The organism is Vibrio sp. Vb2880 (genome assembly GCF_033337975.1).
Classification (GTDB): Bacteria; Pseudomonadota; Gammaproteobacteria; order Enterobacterales; family Vibrionaceae; genus Vibrio; species Vibrio alginolyticus.
Genome location: NZ_JAWORT010000009.1, coordinates 22,963 through 34,755 on the forward strand (window position 1 = coordinate 22,963; position 11,793 = coordinate 34,755).

Below are 11,793 nucleotides of genomic sequence, written 5' to 3' on the forward strand. Positions count from 1 at the left end.
TTGCATTGTTATGCAATTTGCCTGGTGTGATTGATTTGTCAGTTATATTTATTGTTTTAGATAAGTCGATCACAACGAATATAAACTAGTTTTAAATCAAAAGAATAAATTGAAAAAAATCGTTATGTTCACCCATGCTTAACAACAACACGGAGCAATTCAGGAGTGTATGGAGTGGTCGAATCTTTTCGTTTCCATTGGATGGGCGGTACTGCAAGCATGCTTTAGCATTTTCTCTTTTCTATGTCTGACGGGATTTGTAAAACATAATCCTATAAAACCGAAGTATGCTTGGTTGCAGTACATCTATGGGCCGTTACTTTTTTTGACTTGGGGAGTCATGTTAGTGACACCGATGATGTCGGCCTACATATTTTTTAGCGTAGCTGGTAAATCAGTAGTCTGGTTGCCCGCGCTCAAGATGTTCGGTTATTGGTGGGTTGCGTTTGGAGTATTTTGCTTCTTGTCATCAGTCGATGAGCGATTGCGAAGTCGCGGTTTGAATTAATACAAGTTATACCCTGAAATCAGTTTACAAACTGAGAGAGGTGATTATAAAGCGCTCATACAATCGATATAGCGATTGTTTGAGAATTAATAGCTTAAACGTTGTGTTTGTTTTCATAGACCGATATTCTCATTGGATTAATGAAAGCCTGTATTCAGGTTAGAAACAACAATGATGACAAGGAGTTAGTCATGTCGAAACAACGTTACATTGAGATTAATGACAATGTAAAATCCACTTGGTCCATCGAGCGAATTTGGCAACTTGCAGAATCCTTACCTGTAGAAGAAATTGCGATTGATGATATAAAAGGCCCAAATGAAGTGACTTGGTTTAGTCATGAAGGACCACAGCCAACCTGCCGTGAAATTGCAAAACATTGCCAACGAATCAACAAAGCTGATTTGTCGTATCCGGTAATCTTAACCAGTGACTATCGTGTTTTTGACGGTATGCACCGAATCGCCAAGCAAATCATGTTAGGAGAGGAAACGATTAAAGTGAGACGCTTTAGAGAAAACCCAGAAGCTGACGAAGTTATCGAGTTGGCGGTAGACCAAGCGTAACAAACTGAATTACTTGCAAAGAAAAAGCCCGAAGGAATTACCTTCGGGCTTTTTGATTCTACTTAACGAGAAACGATTAATCGTCGTTCATGATGCCTAGAATGCTTAGTAGACTAGTGAACAAGTTAAGGATGTTTAGGTACATCGAAATTGTTGCACTGATGTAGTTTGTCTCTTCGCCACGAACGATACGACTTGTATCGAATAGGATGAAACCAGAGAACACGAGTGCAGAAACACTGCTGATTACTAGGTGAGCCATTGTTGAACCAACGAAGATGTTAATCAGCGCTGCAACGATCACAATGATCAAACCTGCCATCAGGAAGTTGCGCATGAAAGAGAAATCTTTCTTGCTTGAAATGGTGTAAGCCGATAGGCCAAGGAACACCATACCAGTCAAACCTAGAGCTTGAGCAATGATAGTAGGACCGTTTGGAATTGATGCATAGTAGTTAAGCATTGGACCTAAAGCACCACCCATTAGAGTCGTGAAAACGAATGTCCAAACGATACCAGATGATGAGTTGATTGCCTTTGGCATAACAAAGAACAAAATACCAATCGCTGCAAGCTGCATCACAATTGCCATGATTGGTGAAATTTGCATTGCCATAGTCGCGACTGCTGCGATAGCACTGATCATCAGTGTCATCGACAGTAGGAAGTAAGTGTTTTTCAGTACTTTGTTAGTTTCTAGTGTATTAGGAACACTTGTTGAACGAGTAAACATTGGACTGTTCATAATTATCCTCAATAAGGGAGTTTACTATTGGTACATTTATGGGGCTGAAAGTTCAAAAAATCAAGCCCTTTTCATGCATATCCTAGATAAAATGATAATGGAAATAAGATGTTATGTATTTGGCAACTTGTAACACAATATTACTGCCTAGCATAGCTATGTTGATTCTCACACAGATTTTTGAATTTAGTAACAAAAGCACTGGCTTCATAGAAACCAGTGCTTTTTTATGTCGATTCGGCTAAATCTTAGTGGTGTAAGATTTGCGCTAGGAAGTTTTGGGTCCTATCCGATTGAGGATTCTCAAAGAAATCGACCGGGTTGTTTTCTTCGATGATCTCTCCTGCGTCCATGAATATCACGCGATCGGCAACCTCTTTAGCAAAGCCCATTTCATGTGTCACACATAGCATAGTCATGCCTTCCTCGGCGAGTTCGACCATTACATCCAGTACTTCGCGAACCATTTCCGGGTCGAGTGCAGATGTTGGCTCATCAAAAAGCATGACTTTAGGGTTCATACACAAAGAGCGAGCAATCGCCACGCGTTGTTGCTGACCACCAGACAACTGACCGGGATACTTCTCCGCTTGGTCTGGAATTTTAACACGTTCCAGATATTTCATCGCAACTGCTTCTGCCTCATCTTTTGGCATCTTCTTCACCCAGATAGGCGCGAGCGTACAGTTTTCCAGTACGGTTAAATGAGGGAAGAGATTAAAGTGTTGAAAGCACATGCCCACTTCTCGGCGTACTGCTTCAATGTTCTTTAAGTCTTCAGTTAATTCCGTACCAGAGACGTAAATGCTGCCTGCTTGGTGCTCTTCAAGGCGGTTAATACAGCGAATCATCGTTGATTTTCCCGACCCAGATGGGCCACAGATAACGATTTTCTCGCCGCGCTTAACGTCGAGGTTAATATTTTTTAGTACGTGAAACTCACCATACCATTTATTCATGTCCTTCAATTGGATCATGTAATCTTGTTGTTGCGTCATAATACGTCCTTGATCTTGATGAGTTATCGTTTGTGACCGGTATGAAGTTTGTTTTCAAGCCATATCGAATAGCGCGACATGCCAAAACAAAATACCCAAAACACTAACGCGACAAATACATAACTTTCTGTAGCAAAACCTAACCATTCAGGGTCGGTGTTTGCTGCTTGCCCTATACCGAGTACGTCAAACATACCAATGATGAGTACCAAACTGGTGTCTTTAAACAAACCGATGAAGGTGTTCACGATAGAAGGAATAGTAATCTTTAGCGCCTGTGGCAAGATAATCAGCCCAGTCTTTTTCCAGTAACTTAACCCAAGCGCATCAGCGGCTTCATATTGACCTTTCGGAATGGCTTGTAGACCACCGCGTACCACTTCTGCCATGTAAGCGGAGGCAAACATAACCACACCGATAAGGGCGCGAATCAGTTTATCTGTCTCTGAACCTTCAGACATAAATAATGGAAGCATAACCGAAGCCATGAACAAAACCGTAATCAGCGGAACGCCACGCCAAACTTCAATGTAGACGGTACAAATGCTGCGAATGATCGGCATCTCTGAACGTCTACCAAGCGCAAGCACCACACCAATTGGCAGTGAAACTACGATACCAACTAACGCAATAATGAGCGTAACGAGTAGTCCACCCCATTTGTGTGTATCGACCACTTCTAGTCCAAAGACACCACCGTATAAAAGTCCAGCGATGATGAATGGGTAGATGTTTACGAAGAAAAGCCAAATCCACATCCGTTTCGGTGTCTTCTCATACGCGAGTAAAACAGTAAATATGGCCAATGTGATATAGAAAAGGCGAGGGCGCCATAGTTCGGACTCTGGATAAAAACCATACATGAACTGCTCCCAGCGCACGCTGATAAATACCCAGCAAGCACCATCTCGGCTACAGTCGTCACGCGTTGAGCCAATCCAGTCTGCGTTAATAAACGCCCAATCCACGATATACCATATTGCAGTTACGACAATATACGCAAGAATGACAGTAACAATGGAATTGACAGGGCCATTAAATAGATTTTTCCGCATCCAACCAACGAAGCCTACAGTATTGGCGGGTGGCGGGAGATCCGGTTGAAATTGATGAGTACTCATATTATCTCTCCACCAGCGCGACTTTACGGTTATACAAGTTCATTAATGCAGACGTAATCAGACTTAATGTCAAGTACACGCCCATCGTCATAGCAATGATCTCAATCGCTTGTCCCGTTTGGTTCAGGGTAGTACCAGCAAACACAGAGACAAGATCTGGATAACCAATCGCCATCGCTAACGATGAGTTTTTGGTGAGGTTGAGATATTGACTGGTTAAAGGTGGAATAATAATTCGTAACGCTTGAGGAATGACAACAAGCTTTAAAGTTTTCGAGCGTGGTAAGCCTAGCGACATCGCTGCTTCGGTTTGACCATGACTAACCGCATTAATACCAGAGCGAACAATCTCAGCAATGAAAGAAGCTGTATAAACACTCAATGCCAAAAGTAGCGCAGCCAATTCAGGAATAATGCTAATACCACCTCGGAAGTTAAACCCTTTTAGTTCAGGATAATTCAGTGAAATTGGCATACCAGCAAGGAAGTACACAACCAATGGAAGGCCAACAACTAAACCCAAAACTATTCTTCCCATTGGGGTTTGTTGCCCAGTGAGACGTTGCTTATTATTCGCCCATACATTAATTAATAAGCTTGCGATTACCCCGAAGATTAACGCGGCAATAACGTAGCTACTGCCAGGTTCCATAGTCGGTGCAGGGAAATATAAGCCACGAACGTTCAGGAAAATAGCTTCACCAAGACTTAAGCTTTGGCGTGGTGAGGGTAATGCTTGAAGAACAGCGAAATACCAGAAGAATATTTGCAGAAGAAGGGGGATATTTCGGAAAGTTTCGATATAAACTGCCGCTAAACGACTAACCAACCAGTTAGAAGAAAGGCGGGCAACCCCCATGGTAAAGCCAATCACAGTAGCCAGAATAATACCTAATACGGAGACTAACGCCGTATTAAGAAGGCCGATGATAAATGTTCTACCGTAAGAGTACGTTTCATCGTATTCAATTAATGTTAACCCAATACCAAACCCGGCTTCTTGATTCAGAAAACCGAAGCCCGTTGCAATACCACGAGCATCTAAGTTATTGAGAGCGTTGTTTACAATCGTGTAAAAGAAAAATACCAGTGCAGCAATGGCAATGATCTGGAAAATAGCAGAACGAAAGGCAGGATTATAAATCAGGCTCTTGCTTCCGCTTGGTTTGGACATCGTACTTGGCGATGCATCTTGTGTCGGTTTCATACAGCGATAACCTCAAACCTTAGTTATAGATATCGGCCTGTATAACGAAGTTTCGTCCTTGCTGGCTAAAGAATAACGCTCTCATGTCTAGCGGCTTACGAACCTTTAAAGCCGTTCCACAAAGCGAGCGCTTTTCGCCATCCAATGAGCGATCCTTACTCATACAGTGAGATATAATCAAGAAAAAGGGCGGCATGAACCGCCCTGATTAACTCTTTCTATCGGATTGGTGGCGCGTACATAAAGCCGCCTGCATTCCATAGCGCATTAACGCCACGAGAGATTTCTAATGGCGAACCAGTACCGACTGTACGTTCGAAGCTTTCACCATAGTTACCAACTTGTTTGATAACCTGGTAGCCCCAATCGTCGCGGATACCCAACCCTTTGCCTTTAGGGCCATCAACACCAAGGATACGCTTGATGTTTGGATCTGTTGACTTCAGCATTTCATCCGCATTCTTCGAACTAATACCGTATTCTTCAGCGTTAATCATCGCAGACAATGTCCACTTAGCGATGTTAAACCATTGATCATCGCCTTGCCGAACGACTGGACCTAGTGGCTCTTTAGAGATGATTTCTGGAAGAACGGCCGCAGAGGACGGATCTTTCAAATTCAAACGTAGTGCATAAAGGCCAGATTGGTCAGTTGTTAATACGTCACAGCGTCCCGCATCAAAACCTTTCGAAGTTTGCGCCGCTGTGTCGAATACCACTGGTTTGTACGCCATGCCTTGGTTGCGGAAATAATCTGCAAGGTTTAGCTCGGTTGTTGTACCTGACTGAACACATACCGACGCACCATCAAGCTCCTTAGCACTTGATATACCAAGTTCCTTCTTCACCATAAAACCTTGACCGTCGTAGTAGTTCACACCTACGAAGTTTAGGCCCAGTGCAGTGTCGCGGTGGAGAGTCCAGGTCGTGTTACGGGAAAGCACATCAATCTCACCAGATTGAAGCGCAGTGAAACGTTCTTTTGCGGTTAGGGGTACATATTTAACTTTCGTTTTATCCCCAAGAACGGCTGCAGCCAGTGCTTGGCAATATTCTACGTCGATACCTTCCCATTCGCCTTTTGAGTTAGGGTTAGAGAAACCAGGTAGACCGGTACTTACGCCACAAGTAAGAAAGCCTTGTTTTGTGACTTTGTCCAGAGTAGTGTCTGCTGCTTGAGCTGATGTTGCCATCATCGCAGTAGAAGCCGCTACGACGGAAGCAAGAACTGTGAGTTTATTTGCCATTTGTATCCTTCCTGTATGATCCATGTTTAATCAGGAGTGACCTGAAATAACGTGTCCAATTCGTTAGAGTTATCGTCCTACGTGATTGATTTTCGAAGAAACGGCATTCGATAGATCAACCAGTTATAAGCGTAGGAAAGGATCTGTTAATTCTCAAATATATAATTTAAATGAAGTTTTGAGAGAACTTACAAAGTGCCTTGAGATTTAGAATGACGAAATGTTAATTGTTTGTAAATAGTGCAATTCATGGACAATTTGGTGCATCAGAACAATCAATAGAAGAGTGAACAATACAAAAGAATAAAAAGTTGTTATTAAAACTGTCATTAGCTGAGCAAGGTGAAGTTCAGTAAAAATTCAAACAAAAATTATTTGTGATACCGAAACAGGGTGATGAGCTTGCCCCATTTTTGGTAGCATGGTCTACAACAGCTAATTAGAGTAATCATGGATTGAAATGCGATATTTTCCTCTGTTCTTAGATTTAATTAATAAACCCGTTCTCGTCGTGGGTGGCGGTGAGGTGGCAAGCCGAAAGGTGGAAGCGTTGCTAAAGGCTGGGGCGGATGTGACTATCGTTTCTCCGACGTTGGTTGATTTTCTGTCTAAGCTTGCTTCTGAGCGTCAACTGCGCTGGGTACAACGTTTCTATTCGAGTGACATTGTCACTAAAAGCTTTGTTCAAGTGTGGGTGACGACAGACAATCCTGAGCTAAATCACCAAGTGTACAAAGATGCTAAAGAGCTAGGCATCTTGGTTAACGTTGTGGATGATAAGCCTTACTGTGATTTCATCACGCCGTCAATGATTAATCGTGGCCGCATCCAAATCGCTATCTCTAGTGGTGGAGCTTCGCCAGTTTTAATTCGAAACATCCGTGAAAAGCTTGAATCGATACTGCCACAAAACATGGGGTTGATGGCGGATTTTGCTAACTCAAAGCGAAACTCAATTAAAGAGGCATTGCCTAGCGTCGATTTACGCCGTAAGTTTTGGGAGCAATTCTTCTCGAATCCCGAGGTTGAAAACGCACGAGATAATCGAGAGTTAGAAGCAATTTACCAAGCGACCATGGCAACACCTTTAGATGAAAAGGGAAGTTGTACTTGGGTTCATGTTGGGAAAGATGTTGAGATGTTGCCAATAAAAGCCGTACGCTATATGCAACAAGCGGAGCTGGCTCTGTACTCAACTCGATGTGAAGCGAATGTGTTAGAACTAATACGAAGAGATGCAGAAAGAGAAGCTTTCTCGAGCGCTGCTGAGCTTTCGGATATGCTGGCTAAGGCTAAAGCTGAAAAGCTTCGAATTTGCGTGTTCATACCACAAGGAACGAGCGAATTCGTATTGCTGCAAGGACAGGACTTAGTTATCTAGCAATGCCAAATGCTAAAGTGGATACGTAGTTCGTTACACTAAAGCCAATAAAAAACGCCAGCGGATTATGCGCTGGCGTTTTTATTTACTTCTCAGATTGATTAATCACGGAAGTTGTTAAACTGGAATGGGATACCCATCTCTGCTTCACGAATCGCTGCCATTGTCGCTTGCAGGTCGTCGCGTTTCTTACCAGTAACACGTACTTTGTCGCCTTGAATAGAAGCTTGTACTTTTAACTTTGCGTCTTTGATAAGTTTCACTACTTTTTTCGCCGTTGGAGTATCAATACCTTGGCGGAAAAGCAGAGTTTGGTGCCAGTTTTTACCAGTAACGTCTGGGTCTTGTGCATCCATTGCGTTCGCGTCAATGTTACGCTTCGCTAAGTGGCCGCGTAAAATGTCGCGCATTTGCTTAAGTTGGAAGTCACCTTCCGCAGACATTTTTACGTTTTCTTCTACTAGCTCAAAGCTCGCATTTACGTTGCGGAAATCGAAACGAGTAGACAATTCACGGTTAGCGTTATCAACGGCGTTACGTAGTTCAACCGTATCGATTTCAGAAACAATATCAAACGATGGCATGAAGATTCCTTGATTATTTTGTTATAGGGACTTTCGGGACTTAACAGCGCTTGCCAGCATATCTAGCATTGTAGCAGTGTCTTCCCAACCTAGGCATGGATCTGTAATAGACTGACCATACGTTAGGTTATTGATGTCAGTCATTGGCTGATTGCCTTCAAGAATAAAGCTTTCAGCCATGATACCCGCAATACGAGTGCTGCCTGACTTAATTTGGTTACAAATGTCTTGAGCTACGTCGATTTGTTTTCTGTGTTGCTTCTGACAGTTTGCATGGCTGAAATCCACAACCAAACGTTGTGGCAATCCAAACTCAGCTAAAGCATCACATGCTTGTTTGACTGATGCTTCATCAAAGTTAGGGCCTTTTTCTCCACCGCGCAGAATAATATGACCGTAAGGGTTGCCACTTGTGCGGTAAACCGTCATTCGACCGTTCTTATCTGGCGAGTAGAAGTAATGCGATGCTTTCGATGCGCGAATTGCATCAATTGCAATTTTTACGTTGCCATTTGTGCCATTTTTGAAACCAACTGGGCAAGATAGTGCCGACGCCATTTCACGGTGAATTTGTGATTCCGTTGTGCGAGCACCAATCGCGCCCCAAGTGATCAAATCCGCGATGTATTGGCCAGTGATCATATCAAGAAACTCAGTAGCAGTCGCAAGACCAAGCTTGTTGATATCCAGTAGTAGTTTACGAGCTTTATGAAGACCAGCTTCAAGTGCGTAAGAACCATCTAGGTTAGGGTCCGTAATCAAACCTTTCCAACCAACTACTGTACGAGGCTTTTCAAAGTAAGTACGCATCACGATAAACAGTTCGTCTTTGTACTTGTCTTGGATTTCACTCAGGCGAGTGGCGTAATCAATGGCAGCTTCAGTGTCGTGAACAGAACACGGACCTACAATCGCAAGAAGGCGATCGTCTTCACCCGATAAAATGTTTTCAATCTGACGACGAGATTGAGCGATACGGTCTGCAACGTCATCCGTAATAGGATGTACACTACCTAGCTCTGCTGGGGTAGGCATTGGACCCAAAGGCTGGGTTCTCAATTCATCTGTTTTTATAGGCATGTTATAGCTTTATTCTCTATTGCGAAGGGGTAAAGATAACGGAATTACAGGCAGGAATAAACCGTTTCACGGGAATCTTCGCCAGGAAATACCGAATTGTATACAAAGGTGTAGGTATTCATTTAAATGACTTATGTATAAATGACAAAACTTGATCATTAAATCAATATATATACATTTGAATTTATAACCATTTTATCTATCTCGCTGTAAGGTAATCTAAGTAACTGCGATAAACTTCATACCTTACGGGTGACGCCGTCACTTTATGAGGGTTAAATAACTAGTGAGATCGAGCTTTTGTTAACATTTCTTTGACATCTATTTCTTTCGTTGATTAACTGGTCTGACTAGATTGGTAAGGAGACCAAAATGTTATCAGCTCTACGTCGTGCGAATTTGTATCTAAATCTGTTTGGCTTTTCGAAAGTGCCGCTGATTTGGCTTTGCCACCCTAAAATCATTGCGATAGATAGCAAGCATGTTGAGGTTCGTATCCCATTGCGCAGAAGAACGAAGAACCACCTGAATAGCATGTATTTCGGCGCTTTAGCCGTTGGCGCTGATGTTGCTGGTGGTTTTCTTGCTATGAGTAAAGCGCAAGAAAAGGGAGAAGCGATCTCGCTAGCATTTAAAGGTGTGAAAGCCGAGTTTTTAAAGCGCCCGGAAGCCGATGTGCACTTTGTTTGTAACGATGGTCATGTCATTGATGAGATGCTCGAGCACACCTTGGCAACGGGTGAACGAGTAAATCGTGACGTAAAAATTGTCGCGCTGTGTCCTAACTTACATGGTGACGAGCCAATGGCTGAATTTTCGCTTACTCTTTCGATAAAAAAAGCAGCCCAACAAAGAAAAGAGGCTGCCTAGTGGTTTGTGGCTCGTTTGTTTAAAGGCGTTGGCTTAATTGAGTTCAATCTTCTCGATAGAGACGATTTTGGAGCGATTTAAGACCACTTTCCAGCGGTAATAAACAGGCTCATCGGTGTGGTTGTCCTCTTTGACAATCACATTGAGCAAATGACGTTTCTCTACTGACTCTTTGGTTACTTGACCTTCATTTAAACGGTAAACTCGGTTTGAGCTTTTATCCATCAAGCGGATGATAGGGCGCAAACTGATGTTCAATGTTTCTCTCGTTTGTTCGTAACCACTCAAGAAAAGAGAGGTCGCCATTTCGGTTTTCTCGTGATAATGAAGAATCTGCTCTTCACGTTGAACGACGCGTTTTTTACGTATTCTTTGAATCTTATCCGGCAAGCTACTTAAGGTACGATAATCGAGCCACTCCAATTTTTTGCCAACCACTTTTTTCGTCGTTGGATCAACGTACTTCTTACGCCATTTTGGTTTGCCTTTACGGATCCATCGCCACATGGCATCGCGTAAATCATCTTTAAAGATTTCTCGTAAAGCGTAAATAAAAGACATCGCGATAATGAATGAGGCAGAAATTTCCCCCAGATAATCGCGAGCGAGAATCACGGTCGAGGTCACGACAACCATCACTAAACCGGTTGCAATACCTTTGATAGCGCGCTTAATGTTGTTACCCATCGATATGGTTTCTTCACGAAGCACGATAGGGTGTTCAATCAATCGCCTTAGCAAGCGCATTTTGTTAGATAGGCGAGTAACGTCTTCAACGACTCTTGATGAGTTGTATTTGTTGAGTTTACGATGGGCTTGCTCTTTCTCACATAGCGTGATCAGACGCTTTTTGATCGTGCCATAGTCGCCTTCACGTGGTAGATGGGCCACCAGTGACAGGAACTTTTGCTCGGTATACCAAGACAGATAGTTATCGATGTTAACGTAGTAGCGTTTTAAGTTCTCTTCATAAGGAATAGAACGCCGCAAGCGCTTTAAGATCTCAAGCGTGAGCTCGATAACTTCGTCCACTTCATCTTCCGTTACGGAGTTGTTCTCATGCTTGTTTAAACTTGCTACCGCTTTGTCTAGCGCGATAACGTATTGGTAAGCGAACAAACTCAAACTTACTCGGTATTGCTGATTCGACAGGCGTCCACGTTTGGCAAGTCGACTGTGTACTAGCGGAAGAAGGATTTCAGTACTGTAATAAGATCGTTGCTGTGTGATTGAGGTGTAATAAAATTCGGATTCACTGATGATATCGGCGTTTAAACCAAGCTCACCAGGTATAAAAAAGTAAATATCTAGGTCGACACTTTTGCTCTTTGCGAGTGCATGACTGATTTTTAATGTTATTGAGTCTTGTTTATCGACGGTGACCAAAGAAAGCTCCTGACTTTGCTAAAGCATTCTTAACTTATGCGTTCCGTTGAGCAGGTAAGTATAAGAGTGCTAAAAGAGTGACTGGGGCATATAGCTGAAC

At 42.8% G+C, this 11,793-nt stretch carries 11 protein-coding genes; 3 read left to right on the top strand and 8 right to left on the bottom strand.

Annotated features, from left to right (window positions below; all coding sequences use genetic code 11):
• Positions 1–699: 699 nt before the first annotated feature.
• Complete coding sequence (locus R7M92_RS11835; protein WP_064368435.1) at positions 700–1,074, top strand: hypothetical protein; 375 nt, start codon at positions 700–702, stop codon at positions 1,072–1,074.
• Positions 1,075–1,150: 76 nt separating this feature from the next.
• On the opposite strand, the gene R7M92_RS11840 is transcribed toward R7M92_RS11835, so the two are convergent.
• The 5 genes from R7M92_RS11840 to R7M92_RS11860 form a co-directional block, all read right to left on the bottom strand.
• A complete protein-coding gene (locus R7M92_RS11840) occupies positions 1,151–1,819 on the bottom strand; it encodes a Bax inhibitor-1/YccA family protein (RefSeq protein ID WP_318133416.1) in 669 nt (222 codons plus the stop codon).
• A 248-nt stretch (positions 1,820–2,067) separates the two neighbouring features.
• Positions 2,068–2,817, bottom strand: coding sequence for an amino acid ABC transporter ATP-binding protein (locus tag R7M92_RS11845; protein ID WP_005377400.1), 750 nt, complete (start codon positions 2,815–2,817; stop codon positions 2,068–2,070).
• 23 nt (positions 2,818–2,840) lie between these two features.
• A complete protein-coding gene (locus R7M92_RS11850; protein ID WP_104979214.1) occupies positions 2,841–3,938 on the bottom strand; it encodes an amino acid ABC transporter permease in 1,098 nt (365 codons plus the stop codon).
• Between the two features lies 1 nt (position 3,939).
• Positions 3,940–5,145 (bottom strand): amino acid ABC transporter permease, encoded by a 1,206-nt coding sequence (locus tag R7M92_RS11855; protein WP_005377402.1) that lies wholly within the window; start codon positions 5,143–5,145, stop codon positions 3,940–3,942.
• Between the two features lie 218 nt (positions 5,146–5,363).
• A complete protein-coding gene (locus tag R7M92_RS11860; protein WP_005377403.1) occupies positions 5,364–6,392 on the bottom strand; it encodes an amino acid ABC transporter substrate-binding protein in 1,029 nt (342 codons plus the stop codon).
• Positions 6,393–6,852: 460 nt separating this feature from the next.
• Here R7M92_RS11860 and R7M92_RS11865 point away from each other — a divergent pair, with 460 nt between their 5' ends.
• Complete coding sequence (locus R7M92_RS11865) at positions 6,853–7,773, top strand: bifunctional precorrin-2 dehydrogenase/sirohydrochlorin ferrochelatase (protein WP_256901112.1); 921 nt, start codon at positions 6,853–6,855, stop codon at positions 7,771–7,773.
• A gap of 101 nt (positions 7,774–7,874) precedes the next feature.
• Here the strand turns inward: R7M92_RS11865 and R7M92_RS11870 are convergent, their stop codons facing one another.
• Together R7M92_RS11870 and R7M92_RS11875 are read right to left on the bottom strand one after the other, a co-directional pair.
• Positions 7,875–8,357, bottom strand: a complete 483-nt coding sequence (locus R7M92_RS11870; protein WP_005377415.1) for a YajQ family cyclic di-GMP-binding protein — start codon at positions 8,355–8,357, stop codon at positions 7,875–7,877.
• Between the two features lie 21 nt (positions 8,358–8,378).
• Positions 8,379–9,437, bottom strand: a complete 1,059-nt coding sequence (locus tag R7M92_RS11875) for a 3-deoxy-7-phosphoheptulonate synthase (RefSeq protein ID WP_005390197.1) — start codon at positions 9,435–9,437, stop codon at positions 8,379–8,381.
• A 372-nt stretch (positions 9,438–9,809) separates the two neighbouring features.
• Between R7M92_RS11875 and R7M92_RS11880 the strand changes: the two genes are divergently transcribed.
• Positions 9,810–10,307, top strand: coding sequence for a DUF4442 domain-containing protein (locus tag R7M92_RS11880; RefSeq protein WP_005377418.1), 498 nt, complete (start codon positions 9,810–9,812; stop codon positions 10,305–10,307).
• A gap of 33 nt (positions 10,308–10,340) precedes the next feature.
• On the opposite strand, the gene R7M92_RS11885 is transcribed toward R7M92_RS11880, so the two are convergent.
• Positions 10,341–11,693 (bottom strand): hypothetical protein, encoded by a 1,353-nt coding sequence (locus tag R7M92_RS11885; RefSeq protein ID WP_005377421.1) that lies wholly within the window; start codon positions 11,691–11,693, stop codon positions 10,341–10,343.
• Positions 11,694–11,793 lie beyond the last annotated feature (100 nt).

Bases quoted from the DNA above. Each gene is read 5' to 3' on its own strand.
- R7M92_RS11865 (WP_256901112.1), top strand. From the start codon at position 6,853: ATGCGATATTTTCCTCTGTTCTTAGATTTAATTAATAAACCCGTTCTC.
- R7M92_RS11880 (WP_005377418.1), top strand. From the start codon at position 9,810: ATGTTATCAGCTCTACGTCGTGCGAATTTGTATCTAAATCTGTTTGGC.
- R7M92_RS11860 (WP_005377403.1), bottom strand. From the start codon at position 6,392: ATGGCAAATAAACTCACAGTTCTTGCTTCCGTCGTAGCGGCTTCTACT.
- R7M92_RS11845 (WP_005377400.1), bottom strand. From the start codon at position 2,817: ATGACGCAACAACAAGATTACATGATCCAATTGAAGGACATGAATAAA.
- R7M92_RS11875 (WP_005390197.1), bottom strand. From the start codon at position 9,437: ATGCCTATAAAAACAGATGAATTGAGAACCCAGCCTTTGGGTCCAATG.
- R7M92_RS11850 (WP_104979214.1), bottom strand. From the start codon at position 3,938: ATGAGTACTCATCAATTTCAACCGGATCTCCCGCCACCCGCCAATACT.
- R7M92_RS11855 (WP_005377402.1), bottom strand. From the start codon at position 5,145: ATGAAACCGACACAAGATGCATCGCCAAGTACGATGTCCAAACCAAGC.
- R7M92_RS11840 (WP_318133416.1), bottom strand. From the start codon at position 1,819: ATGAACAGTCCAATGTTTACTCGTTCAACAAGTGTTCCTAATACACTA.
- R7M92_RS11835 (WP_064368435.1), top strand. From the start codon at position 700: ATGTCGAAACAACGTTACATTGAGATTAATGACAATGTAAAATCCACT.
- R7M92_RS11870 (WP_005377415.1), bottom strand. From the start codon at position 8,357: ATGCCATCGTTTGATATTGTTTCTGAAATCGATACGGTTGAACTACGT.